The 21,018-nt window shown below is 53.3% G+C and carries 13 protein-coding genes and 1 pseudogene; 6 read left to right on the top strand and 8 right to left on the bottom strand.

What is annotated here, in order from left to right; all coding sequences use genetic code 11:
• From VE954_RS13830 to VE954_RS13815, 4 genes are all read right to left on the bottom strand, one after another.
• A complete protein-coding gene (locus VE954_RS13830; protein WP_324953668.1) occupies positions 1 to 4,899 on the bottom strand; it encodes an AAA family ATPase in 4,899 nt (1,632 codons plus the stop codon).
• A 248-nt stretch (positions 4,900 to 5,147) separates the two neighbouring features.
• Positions 5,148 to 7,295 (bottom strand): TonB-dependent receptor family protein, encoded by a 2,148-nt coding sequence (locus VE954_RS13825; RefSeq protein WP_324953666.1) that lies wholly within the window; start codon positions 7,293 to 7,295, stop codon positions 5,148 to 5,150.
• Between the two features lie 8 nt (positions 7,296 to 7,303).
• Positions 7,304 to 8,581: an imelysin family protein gene (locus VE954_RS13820; RefSeq protein ID WP_324953664.1), complete on the bottom strand. Its 1,278-nt coding sequence runs from the start codon at positions 8,579 to 8,581 to the stop codon at positions 7,304 to 7,306.
• A gap of 30 nt (positions 8,582 to 8,611) precedes the next feature.
• Complete coding sequence (locus VE954_RS13815) at positions 8,612 to 9,928, bottom strand: delta-60 repeat domain-containing protein (RefSeq protein WP_324953662.1); 1,317 nt, start codon at positions 9,926 to 9,928, stop codon at positions 8,612 to 8,614.
• 205 nt (positions 9,929 to 10,133) lie between these two features.
• Here VE954_RS13815 and VE954_RS13810 point away from each other — a divergent pair, with 205 nt between their 5' ends.
• Genes VE954_RS13810 through VE954_RS13800 form a run of 3 tightly spaced genes read left to right on the top strand, consistent with a single transcriptional unit; the run spans position 10,134 to position 13,834 of the window.
• Complete coding sequence (locus VE954_RS13810; RefSeq protein WP_324953660.1) at positions 10,134 to 11,135, top strand: extracellular solute-binding protein; 1,002 nt, start codon at positions 10,134 to 10,136, stop codon at positions 11,133 to 11,135.
• Positions 11,132 to 12,757, top strand: a complete 1,626-nt coding sequence (locus VE954_RS13805) for an iron ABC transporter permease (protein WP_324953657.1) — start codon at positions 11,132 to 11,134, stop codon at positions 12,755 to 12,757. The genes VE954_RS13810 and VE954_RS13805 overlap by 4 nt, the downstream gene beginning before the upstream one ends.
• A gap of 3 nt (positions 12,758 to 12,760) precedes the next feature.
• The gene (locus tag VE954_RS13800) at positions 12,761 to 13,834 is read left to right on the top strand and encodes an ABC transporter ATP-binding protein (RefSeq protein WP_324953655.1); all 1,074 of its coding nucleotides are present in this window, start codon (positions 12,761 to 12,763) and stop codon (positions 13,832 to 13,834) included.
• Positions 13,835 to 13,861: 27 nt separating this feature from the next.
• Here VE954_RS13800 and VE954_RS13795 read toward each other — a convergent pair whose 3' ends face one another.
• Positions 13,862 to 15,250: a serine hydrolase gene (locus tag VE954_RS13795; protein ID WP_324953653.1), complete on the bottom strand. Its 1,389-nt coding sequence runs from the start codon at positions 15,248 to 15,250 to the stop codon at positions 13,862 to 13,864.
• Positions 15,251 to 15,414: 164 nt separating this feature from the next.
• Between VE954_RS13795 and VE954_RS13790 the strand changes: the two genes are divergently transcribed.
• Positions 15,415 to 16,041, top strand: coding sequence for a globin domain-containing protein (locus tag VE954_RS13790; RefSeq protein ID WP_324953651.1), 627 nt, complete (start codon positions 15,415 to 15,417; stop codon positions 16,039 to 16,041).
• Here VE954_RS13790 and VE954_RS13785 read toward each other — a convergent pair.
• On the bottom strand, positions 16,014 to 16,460 hold the full coding sequence (locus VE954_RS13785; RefSeq protein ID WP_324953649.1) for a CBS domain-containing protein: 447 nt from the start codon (positions 16,458 to 16,460) through the stop codon (positions 16,014 to 16,016). The two genes, VE954_RS13790 and VE954_RS13785, sit on opposite strands and share 28 nt — an antisense overlap.
• 216 nt (positions 16,461 to 16,676) lie before the next feature.
• Here VE954_RS13785 and VE954_RS13780 point away from each other — a divergent pair, with 216 nt between their 5' ends.
• Positions 16,677 to 16,805, top strand: coding sequence for a hypothetical protein (locus VE954_RS13780; protein WP_324953647.1), 129 nt, complete (start codon positions 16,677 to 16,679; stop codon positions 16,803 to 16,805).
• A gap of 30 nt (positions 16,806 to 16,835) precedes the next feature.
• Positions 16,836 to 17,465, top strand: a pseudogene (locus VE954_RS13775) (serine protease); the annotation flags it as partial.
• On the opposite strand, the gene VE954_RS13770 reads toward VE954_RS13775, so the two are convergent.
• Both VE954_RS13770 and VE954_RS13765 read right to left on the bottom strand, forming a co-directional pair.
• A complete protein-coding gene (locus VE954_RS13770) occupies positions 17,466 to 20,117 on the bottom strand; it encodes a 7TM diverse intracellular signaling domain-containing protein (protein WP_324953770.1) in 2,652 nt (883 codons plus the stop codon).
• Between the two features lie 127 nt (positions 20,118 to 20,244).
• Entirely contained in the window at positions 20,245 to 20,751 is a 507-nt protein-coding gene (locus tag VE954_RS13765) for a cupin domain-containing protein (protein WP_324953645.1), read from the bottom strand.
• Between the last annotated feature and the right edge of the window lie 267 nt (positions 20,752 to 21,018).

Raw genomic sequence — 21,018 nt, 5'->3', positions numbered from 1 at the left:
TCATTTTTGCTTATTCGGCAATCGGAAAGAAAATATCGACCCGGCTCCCGGCTGGCTGGAAAACCAGATCGTGCCCTGGTGAGCCTGGATGATTTCCTGGGCCAGGAAAAGCCCAACTCCCATGCCGCCCATATCATGTTCCGTTTCTGCATGCGCCCGATAAAATCTTTGGAATATTCGGTCCTGGCGGTCAAGTGGGATACCAATGCCCTGATCCTTGATGCTGATAACGGTAAAATCATCGTCATCCACGATATTCAATTCGATGTCGCCTTCACGCGCGTACTTGAGAGCGTTCTGCAGGAGATTGGTCATGACCTGGGTAAGACGCATCCGATCCGCACGAATCATGCCCGGCTCGTGCGCCGACGCAGCAAATTTCAAACGATGCCGGTCGTCCTGGAAGGTTCGGGCTTGGATCAGCTCCTGAATGAAGGGTCGAAGTTCAAAGGACTCCCTGTGAAGTTTAAGCTTGCCGAGCTGAAATGCAGCCGTATCCACCATCGTGGTCATCAGCGATTTAAGCTGCGACAGCCCCTTGTCCATCCGGAGCATGGTTTCCTGAAGTTTCTGGGCATCGGCGCCTTTTTGAGTCAGGATCTTAAACAATTCAAAATAACCTGTGACCACCAGCAGAGGCGTTTTGAGTTCGTGAGCAATGGCCCGCAGAAATTCATCCTTGAGACGGTCGAGCTCGGTGAGTTCGGTGACATCCCGCAGCACCAGCACAGCGCCTGGAATTTCGCCCGAGGGTTGACGCATGGGAGATGCGCTGACCCGCACAATGCGATGCCGTCCGCCCGGCTGAATGCTTTCCAGAGTGGCTCGCAGCTTTTCCTCCTGCCCCTTGAGTTCGTCATACAGGCGAGCATTTTCCATGGAAATGGCCGCCTGGGACGCGATGATTTCCAGAGCGGTGAGTTTGCTGGGCGTGAAAGCGCCGGCTACGAATTTATTTTCAAGATAAATCATGCCGATCAAAACCTGATGTTTTAGAATCGGCAGACAGAGAATGGATTTAACGGGATGATGCTGCAGAAATTCATCCGAGGTAAAGGCATGCGGGGCCCGTGCATCGGCGATCAGAACCTTGTCCCGGGAACGCCGTACGTAATTGAGAATGGTTTGCGGCAGATGAGGAAATGTTTCGCCCGGGCACGCTGTGAACATTTCCACCTGCAGTTGACCGGCGCGAGTTTCAGCTCCCGCCCTGACATGGTATGTATCCTCACTCGAGGTGATGAGATAGCCGCGTTCGGCTCCCGAAGCCTCAACCAGGAGACGCATGAGTTTTTCAATCAGTTGGTTGGGAATAATCTCACTGGAGATGCTCTGCGTGGCCCGAAGCAGCGACAGCCGATCGATGTTAATACTCTGATGGACGCTGTCCTGCATGCCATGACCTGTCACCGGACTTGAATGCGGACAGTGGTCCTTTAGGAGCCGCAGCTTGCCGGTGGCACCCCATGCCTCGTAGCACCGCCTGGCTTCCTGCAGGTAAAGGTCACAAAAGGCTTGAAATCCAGATCTTTCACAAAAGTGTGACGCGAGTTCATAGCTGAGAGCCTCAACCTGAATGAATGAGTTCTGTCGGGCCAGACGTATCGCTTCATCATAGTGATGCATGGCTTTAAGGTCTTCCTTCATCAAGCGAGCGGTTTCCGCCTGGATGAGATGATACCTTGCCGAGAAGTTTTCAGGGCTGTTGTGCGCCCATTCCTGCCACGTTTCGCCATAGGCCAGGAGTTCGTTGAGCCAGACTTTACGTTGCGCGCCTGACGCTTGGGTACAGACCTGAGCCAATGTAAGAGCGTGATAGAAGGCATACTCCACTTCCTCCAAATGGCCTCGGGACGACCAAAGGAAAGGTTGGGCCGCTTCTGCAGCGCGCAGCGCCTCATCTGGTTTTTCCAAAAGGTAGCAGGCTTGCAGATTCCAAGTGTGATACCAGCATCGGAGCAGGATCATGGGACTTGAAAGGACGCGCGTCGTGTAACCGATATCATCAGCGTTGAACTCACCATCCGCTCGCAACCGTCGGACCAGTCGTTGCTGACCCAGCAGAATATCAGCGATGGCTGGATAATTCATGGCCTGAAGAAATTCCAAGGCCCGTGTGATCTCGGCGTCAACATCAGGCAGGGGCGCACCCAGGGCGAGCAAGGTTGAAATCAAATGATTGCAGCAAAAGCAGGCCCCGGCTACGTCGCCGACTTCCTGGGCCACAGGCCTTGCTGCGTATACATAAGGCAGATCGGTACGCATGGGCTGGGTCCAGAAATTCACCGCATTTCCAAAGGTCACGTAAATACGTGCTTTCCAGAAATGGGTCTCGCGCTGCGAGAGTTCATAGGCGACCTTGCCCAGGCGGTAGGCTTCCTCGTATTCACCAAAAACGGGACCCAGCAGCATGGCAAAGTAGGAGTAAGCGGCAGCCGTGGCGTGACTTGTTCCATGCATGAGACTGGAATGAACCATTTTGCAGCAAAGGTAAGTTCCCATATTCAGGGAGGTGAGTATCGCAGCAGGAATGGCAGCTGCCATGCAATCCATCGCAGCTTTTTCAAGTGGATCCGTGAGCGGCGGCAGTTCCAAGAGCGATTCGATCGCCCGGTTCTGAAGGCTCGATCGATAGGCCCTGTAAACCTCAAGAACCTGATCATCCGTAGGGTCCATGGTAAAGTCCACGCCAACGGACGCGAGCCCCTCCTGGCACGTGTGAAGAGCCTTTTGTGTGAGGCCTTGTGTGGTGTCGATTTCAATCAGCGTATGATAAAGACCTAGCCGATCCAAGGGTGCGATTTGCGCCACGTTCAATAGCTCTGTCAAACAACGTCCGGCTTCATCAGCTTTTCCGCAACGCCACAAGCTTTCTGCGTGAGCCCTATGCAGGCCAAGAGTCAAATCATAATCGACTTCCCAGGCGTCATCAGGCAGAAGTGTCAAACCCAAGCGGCTGTATTCCAAAGCGGAAGGGTTGGCGGCCAAAACTTTGGCCTTGAGCGCCGCAGCCAGACTCCTCTGGGCCACGTGCAGGCATTCCCGGCGGTCGATCAGAAGGTCTCTGGCAAGCTGATAGTGGCTCATCATGTTGAACATGGATCGGTCATCATCATGACTTGTTTGATCAACCCGACGGGCGATACTCAGATGGACTTCTTTTTGTTCATCAGGTCGCAAAAGTGCGTAGGCTGCCTGTTGCAATCGATCATGCAGGAAACGAAACTGCGGACCAGTCTGGAGTAAAATGCCCGGGAACAAATCGGGTTGAACGGATTCCCAGGAATGTCCCTGATTCCTGGCAAAACTTTCGAGGTCCTGAAGCCTGCCCCGACTGCCAAGGCAGGCCGCATACTGCAAAACTCTTTGCGTGGCCCGCGGCATCTTCCGCAGTCGTGTCAGCATAAAATCTATCACGTTATCGGCATAGTTCTTCGCCTGGATGGCATCGACGTTCCATGTCCATGCGCCGGAGCGAACGTCAAGGGTCAAAAGATTTTCTTCTGCCAAAGACTTCATATACTGAATAAAGAAAAAAGGATTGCCATCGGTCTTCTGATGCAGAAGCGCTGCCAAAGCAGTGACGTCGGGCTCATGGGTCAGCAGGATGTCCGCTAAAAAACTCTGCAGGTGATCCGGCTGCAGAGGCGCCAGCTCCGATTCGTGAACCCGCCCTTGGGCCTTGCGAATGGCATTCAACCAGTCATCCAGGGGGCGCGATTCTTGTTCGTGCTGGCTTCGACGCGCACCTAGCATCAGAACATGATGAAGCTCCGTATCTGTGGCAAGATTTTCCAGGATTTTCAAGTTCGCGGCGTCAGCCCATTGCAAATCATCCAGAAATAGAACCAGAGGATGTTGGGCTGTGGCAAAGACACTGAGGAATTTTTTAAAAACAGTATGGAAGCGATGTTGTGATTCCAGCGGAGGCAGCGCGGGAACCGGGGGCTGATGACCGATGATGATGGCAGTCGAGGGAATCATTTGGGTGATCAGGTGACCCTGCTGGCCCAGCGCATCGTTCAGCTTTTGCCGCCAGGACGCAAGTCGCGTTTCATTCTCGCCTAAAACCTGCGTGATCAGACTCTGGAAGGCCTGAGCCAGGGTCAAATATGGAATTTCTGTATTCAGCTGTTCGAATTTACCAGCAAGAAAAAAGCCACCCTGCATCGTCACAGGTTCATAGAGATCACGGATCAGCGTGGTTTTGCCAACGCCGGCCATACCCGAAATCAAAACCAGCTCAGCCAGACCCCCGTGCCTGACCCGATCCACAGCTGCCAGCAATTCCGCTTGTTCCCGCTGACGCCCATATATTTTCTGAGAAATTTGCAGCCGGATGGAAATATCCTGCATGCCCAACGGAAATTCCTCATGATCCAGGTTGGCATTCAAAATGTTTTGGCATCGGCCTAAATCGTTGAGCAGGCCATGAGCGCTCTGATAGCGATCTTTCATATCTTTGGCAAGGAGCTTGAGAATAATCGTCTGAAGGCGCGCTGGAACATAAAGCCCGGTGCCATGAGAAAACATGGGGGTTTTGGCGAGATGACCATGAAACAACTCCAGCTCATCACTGGCTGGAAAGGGGAGGGATCCTGTGAGCATCTGATAAAAGATGACCCCAAGGGCGTAAAGATCGGAGCGGTTGTCCGGAACCTTGCCCCATCCGCCCAGCTGCTCAGGCGACAGATAAGGAAGATTATTTTTGGTGATCACCACGGGCAGCCTGGCCCGTTCGTCGTCGTGCCTGAGCTTGACACTCGAGCCATGGACAGCAAACTCATCCGGCGTAAGATAGCCATGGATTCCATGAGTCAGATGAAGGTGAGCCAGTTCCCGCGTCATGGCCAATGCCAGTTGGAAAAAATAGGAAAGATGCAGAGGTGCGCCTTGCAAGCAATCGACTCTGTCCTGGGGCATCTCCCGTGTAGAGTGGCTGTGTCGGTCATCTGTTTGCATGGAGTCCGTCACTGGTATCCTCACCAGGCCCGGGCTCTTACTGTGGCGTTTTCATAATCAAGGTTGGAACGACCCGTGGCCTGGGGTCAGCTTAGGCTTAATCTGAGGATTGGCTACCTAAATTTTCAAGAGGGGCTCGGGCTCGCAAGGGAGCCCTGGTAAGTTCATGTACTTCGTGTGGCGAATTAAAATCTGGCTTTGGCGCCCCAGACAAAAGCCTGTGGTTTACCGGGGCGGGCTCCAAAGGGACGGAACGAGGCGATGGTTTTCACGTTCGTGATATTATCAGCGGTGGCATAAATCTCGTAGTTTTCGGCCAGGGTCAAACTGAGTGAACCATCCAGAATGCTGGATGCTGGCAGAGTTTCCCGACCCTGCGCCAGAGCCTGGTCATACGATGAACTTTGGTGTTTCCATTGTAAATTGAAGAGTACCGGTTCCCAGCGCACACCAGCTTGAATCCCGACCTGATGCCGCGGCACATACGGAATCGGATCGCCCTTGTGAATTTCACCGAGGCCCCAATCCGTCAAGCCGGAAACAAAGGTCCCATCAAAACTGGCCCGGGTGAGCGTATATTGAAACGAGGTCGGAAACTGAAGCGAGCCTGTCCGAAAGTTATGGGATGCGGTGAGCTCCAGACCATAAATCAAAGCTTCTCCACCATCATAGCTGATATCCCGGGTGGCCGTGCCGCAACCTTCGGACACGCTGCAGGTGCCTTTGATATTGCGATAGTCGTTCCAATAGCCGATCAGATCCACCAGGGTTTTGTCCTGCATGAAACGAAAACCGGATTCGTAGTTGATACTTTCCTCGGCCTTGCCGCTGCCTTTATCGTCCGCCGCGGCCAGTCCCATACCGCGATACACACCGAGCAGCCAGCCCAAATTGCCATTGATTTGATGAAAGACGCCGATGCCTGGCATGGACGCCGACCGTTTATTGACGGCATCATCATTCGCAGCCGAAAAGTCATCCTCTTCGATGGTCACCCATTCCTGCCGCAAGCCTCCACTCAAACGCCAATCACCCAGCGTGTAGGTATCCCAAACATAAGCGGACCACGCTTCGGCTGTAATGCGATCCTGGGCTCCGATGCCCGAAGGTTCGCCGCTCGGTTCCAGATGGCCCTGGACCATGTTGAAGGTATCGCTCGTGTGATTATGGCGAATGCTGTCCTGATGCAGACGCACACCCCATTCCAGTTGGTTGGACTTTTGAACCGCAAAATTCGAAATATACTGACCGTCCCAATTTACGCCGCGGCTATAGTAGCTTCGACTGTTGTTGGCTTGCAGAATGAGGTCACCCGAGCCGAGCGTATCATCAAGGCCCTTGATCACATCGTAAATATGCGCGTTCTGGCCAACGGGATTGGTCAGCACGGAACGGATATCGATGGAACGGTCGCTCATGCCATCAAAACGTTTCCACGTGCGATCGAACGTATGATTATAAAGTGTGACGCGACTCAGCCAGGTTTCGGTCCGCAGCTCGTGCCCCACGGCCAGCGTGCGATGACCATTTTTCATTTGATCGCGTTCCGAAGCCGCATAGCGCTGATAGGGATCCGCTTCAAAATCAGCTTTGGTCAGACCCAAATAACTTTCATCCGACAGTTCATCCGACCAGCCGCCTTTGAAAAAGATCTGCTGATTGTCGGTGATGTCGTAACTTAATTTTCCCAGCACATCGCGTTTATGAAAGCCGGTATCATGACCGTTGGTCAGAGTCTTGAAACCGTCGCTTTCCATCTGCGCGCCGAGTATCGACCAGCCCCAGGCCCCTTGCCTTCCGCCGGCCGAGGCGAGTGCTTTCTTAAAATTAAAGGTTCCCTGCGCGACGTCCACCTGGGCCGCAAAGGGCACCTCGGGAATGCGACGGGTGATGAGATTGATGGCACCGCCGACGGTCTGTGGTCCATAGCGTACAGCGGAGGATCCCTTGGTGACTTCGACATTTTCAATCGTGGTCATGGTGGGAACATAATAGGCAGCAGGAGCCGCGTAAGGAGCCGGACCGGACGGAATCCCGTCCTCCATGATCAAAACCTTACGACTGCGATGCGGGGCCACGCCTCGCATGCCGATGTTGGGACGCAGGCCGAAGCCGTCCTCTTCCTGGATTTGAACCCCGGGCACTGTTTTCAGGACCCGGTTCAAATCCGTATATTTGTAGGTTTCCAGTTGCTCGACGCCGATGACCGTGGTGGAACTCGGTTCCAGAAAAACGCTGCTGCCATGGACGGTGATGCGTTCTTCGCTTTTCTCCTGAGCCAAGAGCGCAGGTGCAAAAAACGCTAAAAGAACATAAGGCGTCGAGTCGCGCATGGGTCCTCTCAATCATTGTCCCCTTGGGGACCGGCCGGTACGGTCAGCGACAAAAGTCGACTGTACTCGTACTTAAAATCACTCGAGATCTGCTTAATACTTTTCCGCAGCTGACACAAGAGGCTGATTTGCGACTGGTCACAGTTCTCCTGATTCTGCTGGACGATGAGGTTGGCCAGGCTTTCATTCTGGGCTGCAAAGTACCCTGCAAGTTCGCGGGTTAGCGTCTCGGAGCGGGTCGCCACAGCGTCATCACCGACTTCGCGCACAAGTGCGGCGAAACCGCCTGGACGGACCTGATTGGCCTCTTCAAATCCATAGATCAGATCCGTGAATCCGGTAATATTCGCTTGAATGGCTTCCCGGGAAATCTGGCTCAAAGGAAATTCATCCTTGCCTGGGCAGGGCGCAGGACTGTTGGGGCAGAATTTGGGATCGTGTCCGGCAGGTGACGCGAGTTTATAATTTTTAACTTCGATATCGAGGTAGAAAAGATTTTCGTAAAGGCTTTGCAGGGCGGTTTTTTCGGCTTCAGGATTGCCAATCACACCGGTCAGATAATTGCTGCCTTGTGTGCCCCACGCTTGTGATACCGAGGCGGCCATGGCCTGCAGTTCCAGAGCCAATGGTTTCAGATACAAGCAGCGGGCCTGAGCGCGGGTCGCCAAAGGGAGGGCATCCCATTCTTTTTTGGATGCCGAGGCCCCTGGGCAGGATGAAGCCAGAGTTTCTTCGTACAGAAGATGTTCGATCGCTTGCAGACCCTTGCGATTGGAATTGGGTGGCAAGGTATACGTGGGCGATTGGATGGCTTTCAACGTTTCCTCATCAATGCGGCAGGTATTGGCCAGAACAGGCCAACCGTAGATGGCCGTTTTCAGCGCTTTTTCATTGGCCGCGATCGGTCCAACCTGCTGGACCTCAAGCTCCTCCCACAGCAGCATCGTTTCTTTCCAGGCGGCCCGGACCGGCGCTTTATCCTGCGTCGTGGGCTCAACGCAGAAGACTTCGATCGCCTGTCCTAGCTGAGTGGTGGACTGAGCGAACGTGGCAATGTTTTGCGCGATGCCATCGCCCAGATTGCGAAATAAATGAGCTTGCGTCAGCCGAAGGCCACCGACGAGTCCTCCCACCTGGTTCGAAGGTGTTTCGGGTGGAGGTATTCCATCGTCGGGGGGTGGAGTCTGCACAGGGACTCCGTCCGTGGATTTCGAGCTTGAGTTGCTGTCACAGCCAAGGTTCATCCCGGTAACCAGAGTCAGGCCTAGGAAAAGTTTGAAGCGCATATCAACTCCGACGATGGAAAATTTTTAAAATTAAAGAGGCAGAGTCACAACCACGGCGTCATCACCTGCCGCATCACCTTTGATGCCGACAGCAATAACTTTATCCCCTTGAGGTGAAGCTTTCGCACCCCACAGGAAATCACCTGCGCCACCAAAGTCGAGAAGTTGCGAGCCATTTTCACCGAAGTTTTCATCCGGTGTTCCGTCAGAATTCAGGACCACCATCATACCTTCCGAAGCGTTGGCCGCGTAACGACCGCCACCGATCAAAAGAATGCGGTCATCGGGCAGAACAGTCATATTACGGCCATTGTCGTTGTAACCATCAGCATCGATACGGGTGTAGCCACCATTGGTGCCGTAGGTGGTATCGAGTGTGCCATTTTCCAAAATGCGCAAGGACAGGAAATCGAGCGACTCTTGCGGATTGTTACGACCGTAACCCACGGTCACGATCGAGGTGCCCTGCAAAGCCACGGCATAGACTTCAGTGACCGCGGCCAGAACCGCCTGGCTGAAGATACCGTTCACACCGTAGCTGGTGTCCAGTTGTCCAGCTGCCGTGAGTTTATAAATCACAGGCACGACGACACCGTCCGTGCTTTGATAGCCGGCGCCCAGAATCGAACCATTGGGAAGGACCACGGGAGGTTTCGGTGAAGCATTCGAGCCATTGATATCAAGACTGAAAACACCCGCCGTAGCAAAGGTCGTATCCAGGGTGCCGTTCGCGTTCAGACGGGCCAGGGCGTAATCCGTATCGAGGGCGCCGTCGCGTTTTTTCGAGCCGTGCACGAGCACGCGCTGGTTGGCATCCAGAGCCACGCCGCCGAAACTGTCGGCCACGTAAGCGGTTCCATTCACTTCACCCTTGCTGAAATCGACGATGCTCACGCCATCTTTGCCGAAGCTGCGATCCAAAGTACCATCAGCATTCAGACGGATCAGGGCGATATCGCGGTCCCGCGCGTCACTGACGCCAGCCGCTTCGACCGGTCCAGCGACCACGATCTTGCCGTCCTTTTGCACCAGCACGCCGCGTGCTGTTTCGGTGGAAGCTGCGGTGATCACATTGTGAATCACGTAGCCTGCTTTGCCAAAGGTGGTATCGAGTTCGCCGCTGGCCTTGTATTTGGCAATGGCGAATCTGGCATCACTGGTGGCATCCACGGTGTCGGCGACGGAACCAACAGCGTAGTAGCTGCCGTCCGAGGCGAAAGCTACGTCGTAAAAGCGATCGTGACCCTGCGAGATGGGAGTAACTTTATAGGCGGGTGCACCGGCGTAAGCGGCTGCATTCAGTCCACTTAATAGGGTCAAAGACAGAGCGGAATTCCTTAGCAACATGGTTTGAGCTCCTGCATTGAAGATGTGATCTTGAAAGTCATTCTCAGATTTGATAGGAGGGATCGGCTCCGCTTGTCAATGTTAAATCCTGTGGAATTCGGAAATGAGAGAGTTGTGTAAGGTTGTTATCTCAGGTTGAATGACGGGAGTGGAGTGAGTAAATAATGATTCCCAATCTTGAAATACCCAATGGGGGACCCGCTAAATGACATGGAAGCTTTGGCCCGCTGTTTTTTCCCTGCTTTTGAGCCCACTGCTGCAGGCGGCTCCTGACACGACGCTGACCGTTTACTCGGAGCGCAAGGATCATCTGATCAAACCGGTCTTTGATGCTTACACCAAGAAAACGGGAGTGAAGATCACCTTCCTCACCGACAGCACCGCAACCCTTATGCAGCGGATCCAGGCTGAAGGTAAAAAAAGTGCTGCGGATATTCTTCTGACCGTGGATGCCGGCAACCTTTGGAGCGCAGCGAAGCAGGGTTTCTTTGAACCCGTGACGAGTGCAACTCTGGAAAAAAACATTCCTGCTCACCTGCGTGATCCCGGGAACCAATGGTTCGGTCTTTCGCAGAGAGCGCGCACCATCGTTTATAATCCTGCCAAGGTCAAACCCGAAGAGATCAAGAGCTACGAAAATCTCGCCGATCCCATCTTTAAGAAACGCCTCTGCCTGCGTTCTGCAAAAAAAGTTTACAACCAATCGCTGGTCGCCATGATGATCGCCGAAAAGGGCGAGGAGCGCGTTGAAAAAATCGTGAAGGGTTGGGTGCAAAATCTTGCTGCTCCTGTATTCCAGGATGATACCGCGGTGATCGAGGCGGTGGCCGCCGGACAATGTGATGTCGCTGTGGTGAACACCTATTATTACGGTCGCCTCCTGGAAAAAAATCCGAAGCTCTCGGCTAAACTCTTCTGGCCTGGCAAGGATGTCGGCGGCGTTCATGTGAATGTGTCGGGCGCCGGCATTTTAAAAACGGCCCCGCATAAGGCCGAAGCCATCAAGTTCCTGGAATGGCTCTCAACACCTGAAGCCCAGGGAACTTTCGCCGAAGTGAATCATGAATATCCCGTGAATCCCGCGGTTGCCCCTTCCAGTTTTGTCCAGTCGTGGGGTAAATTTGACGCCACGCTCATCAACATGGCTAAAGCCGGTGAGCTGCAGGAAAGAGCCATCAAACTCATGGATCGAGTTGGTTACAATTGACCCAGAATATCCGGCATAAAATTTCAACAGCAAGCTGGCGATACCTGTCCTATGGTATCGCCGCTTTGGTTTTGGCACCTGTTATGGTGGTGCTGGGTTCCTGGTTTCTGCCCATTCAAACCCAGCATTGGGAACACCTGGTTGATTATCTTCTGCCGTCGCTGCTCTGGCAAACGGCAGCCCTGCTGCTTGGTGTCTGCTCGCTGACGCTGGTGATCGGTGTGAGCCTGGCCTGGCTCTGTTCGCAGTACCGCTTCCCTGGAATTTCCATCCTGCGGCGTGGGTTGATTCTGCCCTTTGCCATCCCGGCCTATGTGAGTGCCTTTGTTTTTGTCGGCATGATGGATTACACGGGACCTGTGCGCACCTGGATTCGCAGTGTTTTGGGCGGTGATGGTTGGGTGCCTGAGGTGCGGTCACTGCCGGGCGGAATCCTCATCCTCTCGCTTGCCCTCTTTCCTTATGTCTATGTCTTCAGTTTTGATGCCTTCTCGACCCAGGGTCGGAGCAGTCTGGAAGCGTCGCGCTCACTTGGGGCTTCCCCATTGACCAGTTTTTATCGTCTGGCGGTACCCTTCGCCCGGCCGTGGATTGCAGGTGCTCTGTGCCTCGTGGCGCTCGAGGTTCTGAATGATTTTGGAACCGTGTCCATTGTCGGTGTGAATACATTTACGACCGCCATTTATAAAGTCTGGTTCGGATTTTTTTCCCCGGAAACAGCGGCCCAGCTGTCCAGTTTTCTTGTGACGCTGGCCTTTCTCATTTATTACACCGAACAGGGCACACGGCGCCGTCATCAGTATACGGCCAATAACCCCAATCGGCCGCTTGAGGCGCGCAAGCTCCTGGGATGGCGAGCTGGTCTTGCCGCTGGTTATGGCTGGATGATTTTTAGTTTGGCCTTCCTGATTCCTGCCTTACAGCTGGTGATTTGGGTCACGCAAACGTCAGAAGAACTCTTCACGACCGAGATGTTTCAACTTCTCTATCGATCGATCATACTGGGGACTTGTGCGGCGACTCTGGCCTGCATTTTTGCGACGATCGTCTGTCTTGCCAAACGGTATCTGCCGCTGCCGAGTCTCATGAGAAGCCAGCAGTTGGCCCAGCTGGGATATGGCATTCCCGGTTCCGTGATGGCCATTGGCATCTATCTTGTGATTGTGAAATTGGATCATGCCCTGGTTGATTTTTTGGAGCGTGTGTTTGCGTATAGCGGTCCTCTTCTTCTTTCCGGCACAATTTTTACCATGGTGCTGGCGCTGGGCATTCGGTTTTTGGCCGTTGCCAGCTCCTCTGTGGATGCCGGCTTTGCCCGCATCTCCTTGCGACTCGATGAAGCGGGACGGCTTTATGGAGTTTACGGCTGGCGCCAGTTCGTTTTGATTCACTGGCCCCTTCTCAAAAAAAGTTTTGCTTCAGGCTTTCTGTTGGTCTTCGTCGATGTGGTCAAGGAAATGCCTCTGACTCTCATGACCCGGCCCTTTGGTTGGGATAGCCTTTCCGTTCGTATTTATGGTCTGACCAGTGAAGGGGAATGGGCTCGCGCCGCTCTGCCTGCTTTGCTGCTCGTCGTCATAGGCACGCTGCCTCTCTTTCTCTTTCAGCAAAAAAGGAGCTGACCCATGAGTCGGGTGGTTCTTGAAGTTCAGGACGTTGAGCATCGTTACGGCCAACAGAAAATTCTTCAGTCGGTCAGCCTGTCGATTCAGGAAGGGAAAATCGCCTGCCTTTTGGGAGCCAGCGGCTGCGGCAAGACCACTTTGCTGCGGTGCATCGCCGGATTTGAAGAGGTCGAAGGCGGCAGTATCGTTCTGAATCAAAAACTGGTGAGCAGCCGGGACCATTTTTTACCGCCTGAAAAACGGCGCATAGGTGTGCTTTTTCAGGATTACGCCCTATTTCCCCATATGACCGTCACCCAGAATATTGCCTTTGGCATCCGTCATCTGCCCGCCCACGAACGGCAGGTGAAAATTCGTCATCTCCTGCATTCCGTCGCGTTGGAGGATCTGGAGCATCGTTATCCATCGGAACTATCCGGTGGTCAGCAGCAGAGGGTGGCGTTGGCCCGTGCGCTGGCCCCTGAGCCCGAATTGCTGCTTTTGGACGAGCCCTTTTCCAATCTTGATCAAACGCTGCGCGAACGCATGAAGCATGAACTCAAAGTCCTGCTTGAATTCTTTGGCGTCACGGCCCTGATCGTCACCCACAATCAGGACGAGGCCTTTGATATGGCGGATGAGATTGGGGTGATGGCGGCGGGGCGCATTGTGCAATGGGGGTCAGCTTATGATCTTTATCATCGACCCCAGAACCGTGCGGTCGCAGAGTTTCTAGGAACCGGAGCGTTCCTGCCGGCTGAAATCACCGCCGATGGTTGTCTCGAATCGGAGCTCGGCGAACTGGTTTGCACCGATGACATTAAGCCACTCGTCGGCCGGAAAGTAACAGTGCTCTTGCGCCCCGATGATATCGTGCACGATGATGCCGCACCGCTGCGGGCTCTGGTCAAGCGTGTGGCCTTTCGCGGGATGTATCGCATCTATTATCTGGAACTCCCGAGCGGTTCCGAGCTGCACTGCTTTACCTCAAGCCATCATGAGCGGCATGAGGTTGGATCACGCATCGGGATTCGGTTGGATTTGAAGCATGCCGTGATTTTGGATCACGATGTCGCGCTGGTGGAAGAAATTTAGCGCGCATCGCGTCCCTTGCAGTTCTTATCAGCGGATGGTCGAGACCTGCTGCAAGACTCCTGTGGCCACGCCCAGGAGGTCGGATTCCTTGAGAGGCTTGGCCTTGTCATTGGCCGAGACACTCACGACGAACCAACGCTTATCGTCTCGTTGCAGCAGCCAGCTCAGGTTCATGACGCCTGGCTCGGATCCGCCTTTAAAGCCAATAAAAGGAAATTTTTGAGCATCGATCGGTAGACCCGGATTCTTGGAAAGAATGGCCATGGCGGGTTGCGTGCTCGGGTTATTCTTTTCCGACGCCTTGACAAAAGTTCCCAGCACACGGCAGAGATCCTCGCCTTTGGCGAACCATTCCAGGCTATCAATGTGCTTGGGCTGCGTCCATTGCCCTAACTCAGCGGGACTTAGGTTGAGCGGCATGGGCGCGAGCACATCCTCCAAATATTTTCTTCGGTCGCTGGGACTTTTGCTGAGGTAAGCCTCGGCGGTGCCCGCTTTGAGTTTCAGAAGAAAAAGTTCCCGGGTTGAAAGAAACGGAATGTTGAGGTCGGGATTGTGGTGACCTGAGCGGCGAAGCGCGGCCTCGACGCGGTCGCGACCGATGGTGTGGATGAGATGATCCGTGGCGGTGTTATCGCTGATGGAAATCATCTGCTCCGCGAATTTTTGAACGGTGAATGTTTTTCCTGCGGGTTCGTCCTGCATCGTCCCCGACGGTAGACTCTTCCATTCATCCCGGATGGCAATCGTATCATCCCACGATAACTTTCCTTCCCGAATGCGTTCCACCAAGGCCTGCAGAACATACAGTTTGAAGGTCGAACCGATCGCCAACAGTGCCGATGGCCGTAGTTCATGAATGGGACGGCAGGTCCCCTGATTGAATTCCGCAACGAGGATTTCGGCTTGTGGCGCCAGGGCCAGAATCATTTGATCCGCCTCGGCCCAGGTCACAGGGACTTTGGCGGGTGGAGATTCCGGTTGAACAAAGAGTCCCGTGATGGTGCCACTGGCCTCTTCGATGGTTAAGACAATGCGAAAGTTTCCGGAATTGGCTGTGACATGCGCGATCATGGTTTTCATACCGGGAGCAGGTGCAACCACGGGATCAGTGGATTTCAAAGTGAGAAGGCCAAGCTGGGCCGCGAACTGTTGAAATGTAGCCGAGAGCTTGTCAGCTGGAAGAGCGGCCAGAAACGAACTGTGAAAGTGAGCGTTGATCTCTTCCAAGGTGATTTTGCCCTGCCGCTCGTTCAAGGCCTTCAGGAACCAGGTCAGCTGTTCCGAAAGAGCACTGTCAGATGTGGAAACGCCGGAAGGGTTGGGAGGTGGCTGAGGTAAAGCTTTTTCGGCAGCCGTGGCACAACTGGCCAGGATCAGATACAAAAATCCATTCCGCAGAACCTTGACTATCATGGGTGTATTCCTCGTCCGCACAGGGTTACAAGTCGGACACGAGGATAGCGAAATTATTGCGAAAAAGCCCAGTCTTTTTATCCTTACCAAAAGGTAAAGGAAAATCACCAGGCCGGTGCCGCCAAATTCCGATGCGGTATCATCGCAATGACCGGGAGCCGTCCATGGAACTTAATATCAAATTGATTCAAGAAACATTTGAACTGGTGAAACCTCGCGCCGAGGAATTTGCCACGCGTTTTTATTCCGGACTCTTTCATGATTATCCATCGGCCCGGGATCTTTTTAAATCTTCGAGTCTGGATCAGCAAAAGCGTCTGCTCGTGGCTTCACTTGTGCAGGTCGTGCATCATTTGGATGACCCGGAATTTTTAGGAGAGTATCTCGGCAAGATGGGTGAACGTCATCATGCCTATGGCACCACGGAAGAACATTTTGAGTGGGTGGGTCGGACTCTTCTGAAAACTTTGCATGAAATGCTCGATTCGGCCTGGACTCCTGAAGTCAACCGGCAGTGGACTCTGGCGCTCGCCATGGTTGCCGCTTTGATGCGTGAGGGTTTATCGCGCGTCAGAACCAAAGTGGTGCCGCTGCGCAAACCTGAAGTGGAACGAGACACTCGGGCAGACTTCCGGATCACCTTGCCCCGTGAGGTGACAGAGCAACTCGATCAGCTTGCCAAAAAATACGTGCAGCAGGCTGTGCAGGAATATTTTGAGCAAGCTACGCAAAGGGAATTGAAGCACATCATGAACCGAAATGTTCAGGACATACTCAAAAAAGTCTCCTGATCCGCTGCTTTCCTCCCACGAGTCTGAAGCACATCCGCAAGCGCGCGCAGGGCATCAGACTCGGTAAAGATCCCAATCAGATTTCCATCCTCTTGAATCACCAAGGCTGAACTTAAATGATGTTCCACCATGTGCGAGGTCACAAGATCGAGGGCCGTATCCGCGGTGACAAAATAGGGATTGCGCGCCATGGCTGCCTCAACTTGTGTTGCACACAGGTCCACAGAACTGATGGAGGCCAGCAGGTTGAGATCCTGCATTGAAAGAAGGCCCACGGTCTTCATGCCCGCTCGAACCGGCAAATGATGAATCTTATATTCCTTCATCAGCACCGAAGCCTTGCTCAATGAATCATCATTCGCGATCGTGTAAGGCATAGGTGTCATGTATTTGGAGACAGTTAGTGTTATTCCGTTCATACATTTATCTCCTTATGATTGTTCAAACAGCAGCTGCCAAACTCGTGCCGAATCCATCATTCCCGTTTGATTTTTATCGCGCATGCCTCGATATCGCATAAAAAATTCACGCAACTCGCTGATTTTGCTTATTGTCAAATTTTCTAAATACGCTTTGTCATTCATTCAAAATAAGTATGGGAAAGAACATACCAAGGACTATGCAGGAGTCAGCACATGATCGGAAGTCTCAGAAATCTTTTGCTTGTTACTTTGACTGGCTGGACAGTTATGGTTGGTTGCGGTGCCGAAAAGGACAAGGCCGCGGAACAAACCAGTCAACTCGACATCGTTGGCGGGAGCTAGGCGAGTTCGGAGGTTTACAGCCAGTATTTCAGTTCTATCGTTTCCATTCAATACAATGGTTCACATTTTTGCGGTGGAACTCTGATTGCATCCAACAAAGTTGTGACAGCGGCCCACTGTTTGGTGGACTTCAGCTCCAGCGAGATCAGAAATTCGCTGAAGGTTGTCATTGGTGCACGCGATTTGCGTTCGACCAGCGGCGCGGAGCGTTTTTCCATTTCCAGTGCCGCGATCAACCCACGCTATCGTTCTTCCGGAACTCAGTATGACTCGGCAACGATCATCCTGAACGGCAACAGCACGTATACGCCCGTAGCTGTGAACAAGAGCGCTTCATTGCCAGCGGCAGGATCCACCGTATACGTGGCTGGCTGGGGATCGACCTATGAAGGTGGTTATGTCACCTCTACTTTGAAATATACCGCCGTGAAAACCGTAAGCAACTCCTCCTGTGCCCAGGCCTACGGCTCCGAGATCTATGACGGCAACCTCTGCGCCTACACCGCCGGCACCGATTCGTGCCAGGGTGATTCCGGTGGACCGCTCTATAGCTACGACGGCACTAAAATGACTTTGGTGGGTATCGTCAGCTGGGGTAACGGCTGTGCACGTCAAGGCTATCCCGGTGTTTACACCCGGGCCTCGTACTTCAGCTTCTAATTAGGAAACAGATCGCAAGGAATGCGGTCGAGGGATAAAGATTTCAAAGCGGCTGCCTTTGCCGGGCTCACTCACAATATCGAGGGTGCCTTGGCATTGGTTCACCGCTGCAAACAAGGCTTCGATCCCAACCCCACGTCCCGCTAGCAGCGAGGCCGTTTTCTGGGTGGAAAAACCACCGCGGCTGATCTCACTGACCAACTGCACAAGAGACAAGCGACTGATGTCCCCTTCCACGGGCAGACCTCGGGCGATCCATTCCGCTTCCCACACCTTGCGATCAAAACCGCGTCCATCATCGGAACAGCTGATCGCCAAACCATCGGCCACCTCACGGAAATCGAGGCAGATAAAACCCTGACGAGGTTTTTGTACGGCTTCACGATCATCTTCGATGCCGTGCACGATCGCATTCCGCACCACGTGAATGAGCTGCTCGATCAAGGCTTCTTCACTTTCGGATTGAATACGGGTATTGCGATCCAGGACTCGGAATTCGACATCCTTATTGACTTTACGGGCCACGACCCGCGCATCATTCAAAAGAGAATGCAGAATGGAAAGGACCGGTTTGGCAGAAACGTCCTGAACCCATTGTTCTATTTCAAGGCGCAGAGGAGGGGCAAAGCGCGTTCGCGCCAGCTCCTGGAGAGCCTCCAGTTGTGCATCCGTAACGCGCTTTTCATGGCTTATCGGGCCCCAAACGGTCCGCAAGAGACTGGCGTGACGCGTCAGATATTTTTTAAATTGCTCCTCCAGCGCGGCAATCTCTGTGCTGCTGACTGAAGTCTGCTCTTCCAGCTGATGCAAAAAGCGGGCAATCTCAGGCAGCTGAAAAACGAGACAGTTGCCTTTGAGGGTATGCAGAATGAATTGAGTTTCTCGCGAAGCTTTCACTGTACGCAGGGTCTTCAGTTTTTGCACGGCTTCGAACGAGTACGCGACGAACTGCCTGAAACCTTCAATATCCCGCAGGATTTTCAAAAGACTGCGATTCCGTTGGGCTTCGATTTTACGTTTTCGCAGTTCGGTGGCATCGGTCAACGTCAGGAGGAGATGCTGCAGCTGACCGTCCTTATTCCGGATACCAGCGGCCTCCACATGCACATACTTGCCATGCGAGAGCACATAGGTCGGCAGTTGAGCGAGTGTGACCTCCAGTGGCATCTGATCATCAAAAATCTGCTCCAGGGCCATCCGGAATTTTTTGGAAACAGCGGGCTTCACGCCCAGGATTGCTAAAAAGTTCTGGCCTTCCCGCAAATCCTGGCCCAGCAATTGATGGCAGGATCGGGTGAAGCCAGGAACGATCGTTCCCTCGCGACTGACCATGAGGAAACCGCTGGCGACATTATCAATAATCGTACGAATCGTTTCCGTGCGTTCGGCCACCAGGGCTTCCACCTGCACCAGGTGCTTCTGCAGTTCCTCGTTCAATTCATGGATGGTTCGATCGGCTTTGGCCCTTATGAAATTCACCCGGTCACCCAGAGCGAGCGACATCAGAATGCCCTCGCAGGCCACGCCGGGGAAATTGCCCCATTGCACGATCATGGGAATATGGGACACGCCTTCATAAGTCAAAGCCAGCAGGATGTTGCTGGCGATCATGAATCCCCAGGCAAAGGAGTAGGCAAACGCCGGACGATAGCCTCGACCCACGGCTATAAGACTGGCCATGATCATCATTACGCTGCCGAACAGAAACATCGATGACATGACTTTGACGTGAATATTATAGGGGGTGACGAAGGCCAGCGGGATCATGACGCCGCTGAAGGCCAGGAAACCTATGAAAACATACCAGCCCACCTTCATATGTTCGCGCATATTGAGAAAGTTCATGGTGACAAGGCCGGCCGTAAAAAATGTGATACAACCCGAGATCAGAAAGCCTGTGTTGTTGGCCCAGGCGCCTGCTGGCCCGGGAAGAATCATGGGCCAAATACCCTGCATCGATAATTCTGTCACCGTCATGGAGGTCACAAATACAGTGTAAAAAACATAGGTGATACTGCGGAAGGAAAGGCTCAGAAATAAATTGTAGAGCAGCAGCGTGAGCATGACCCCAAACATAAGCGCCAGGACCGCGATATCCTTCATCTGAAATTGGCGTTCCGCTTCCGGCGTGGCCAGATAAAGGGCAATTACGCTGGAACCCTTGGCCTGCATTTTCACATAATAAACATTTCTTCCAGGTGTTGCTTGAAGCTTGAAGGATGGAATTCGATATTTCGGCTTCACCCTGCGTTCAGGCTGGTTATCCCCCTGAACCTCACCGACGTACACGCCTTGAGCATTTTTTTGGAAGAGAGTGACTGAATCCAGAAGCGCATAGCGGCTGTCGAGGTACAGCACTTCAGTCGCAGATCCCGGATTGTCGACGGCGATCCGAAACCAGACTGAGTTTTTAATGAAACCGCGCCCCGGTAGATCCTGGGTGGACCGGCCGAATTTTTGATCATGGAGTCCCTGAAGCACATCGAGATCGGTCGTCTCCTGGTCCGCGTCCCAGTACATCACATAGCGCCCGATCAGCATCGGCTCGTCGTCGTTCAGCATGGAAAAGGAGATAACAGGATCCTGCGCCCGAGCCTGACCTGCAAGCAGCAGGAGACAGAAGATCAGCCAGAATTTTTTGGGCGAAACCATCAAAGCAGAGTGTCCTCGTAAACTTCCACACGTTTCGGTATCGGTGGAGTCGTACCGCCTTTGAGGACACAATGGACCTTTCCCAACATGTAAGGGTCGGTGCAAGACAAGGCCTGGAAAAGATGAACTAAAGTGGTTTGAGCCACTCAGCGGGCCAGAGGGAACGCGGATTCTCCTCGCCCGCCCAGTAGTCGCTGATTTCCTTACCGTCCTGTAAGATCCGTCTGGTATTGCGTTCCATCACTTTGCGCGAGTCAGGGTACTCGCACACATCCTGCTGATTGCGATTGGAGAGCGCGAAAAAGATAAAAACCTCGGGCCCAGGATTATAAAAGTGATGGCAAACCCCCGTGGGAAAAAAGACCAGATCCCCGGCCTGCACCCGGCGAAATTTTCCATCCTGCCGTAGCACACACGTTCCCTTGAGGGCAATGAATAGCTCCTCTTCACCCCGGTGCAAATGATAGGGACAGGAAAATTTCCCAGGGTCCAATGTTTCCACATGGAAGCCAAGAAATTTTGCGTCCCACTGATCAGCCAATGGCAGTTCGGAGCCACCATAATGATCGCCCTGGCTCCAGGTTTTGAAGTTTTCCAGCAGCATATGTTGCAGTGAGATAATCCGTTCGGTCATGCGTTACCTCTGAGTCCAAATCGAGGTCGACGGGATGCCCACTGATTTATGCACAGTCACCAGAGATTTGATACTATTTTTGAGGCCGCAAATCTGGATGCGAGGATGGTAACGGGTGGGTGTTCTCTTGTAAGTCACAAAAAAAACCATGGCCAGTCCCGAAAGCCTGGCCATGGATCTCAAGATGGGGGAGCTATCTGCCTTGTTCCCTGGCGCTCCAAAACCATCGTCGGCTAAAGGTCAGTAAAACCGCGACAGTCCTTGGAC

This window comes from Oligoflexus sp. (genome assembly GCF_035638955.1).
Classification (GTDB): Bacteria; Bdellovibrionota_B; Oligoflexia; order Oligoflexales; family Oligoflexaceae; genus Oligoflexus.
The sequence above is the reverse complement of the archived record's forward strand: the minus strand, read 5'-3'. Positions and strand labels throughout refer to the sequence as shown.

What these genes read in the sequence shown, in the direction of transcription:
- VE954_RS13825 (WP_324953666.1), bottom strand. Translation starts at nt 7,295, where the DNA reads ATGCGCGACTCGACGCCTTATGTTCTTTTAGCGTTTTTTGCACCTGCG.
- VE954_RS13820 (WP_324953664.1), bottom strand. Translation starts at nt 8,581, where the DNA reads ATGCGCTTCAAACTTTTCCTAGGCCTGACTCTGGTTACCGGGATGAAC.
- VE954_RS13815 (WP_324953662.1), bottom strand. Translation starts at nt 9,928, where the DNA reads ATGTTGCTAAGGAATTCCGCTCTGTCTTTGACCCTATTAAGTGGACTG.
- VE954_RS13810 (WP_324953660.1), top strand. Translation starts at nt 10,134, where the DNA reads ATGACATGGAAGCTTTGGCCCGCTGTTTTTTCCCTGCTTTTGAGCCCA.
- VE954_RS13800 (WP_324953655.1), top strand. Translation starts at nt 12,761, where the DNA reads ATGAGTCGGGTGGTTCTTGAAGTTCAGGACGTTGAGCATCGTTACGGC.
- VE954_RS13795 (WP_324953653.1), bottom strand. Translation starts at nt 15,250, where the DNA reads ATGATAGTCAAGGTTCTGCGGAATGGATTTTTGTATCTGATCCTGGCC.
- VE954_RS13790 (WP_324953651.1), top strand. Translation starts at nt 15,415, where the DNA reads ATGGAACTTAATATCAAATTGATTCAAGAAACATTTGAACTGGTGAAA.
- VE954_RS13785 (WP_324953649.1), bottom strand. Translation starts at nt 16,460, where the DNA reads ATGAACGGAATAACACTAACTGTCTCCAAATACATGACACCTATGCCT.
- VE954_RS13780 (WP_324953647.1), top strand. Translation starts at nt 16,677, where the DNA reads ATGATCGGAAGTCTCAGAAATCTTTTGCTTGTTACTTTGACTGGCTGG.
- VE954_RS13770 (WP_324953770.1), bottom strand. Translation starts at nt 20,117, where the DNA reads ATGGTTTCGCCCAAAAAATTCTGGCTGATCTTCTGTCTCCTGCTGCTT.
- VE954_RS13765 (WP_324953645.1), bottom strand. Translation starts at nt 20,751, where the DNA reads ATGACCGAACGGATTATCTCACTGCAACATATGCTGCTGGAAAACTTC.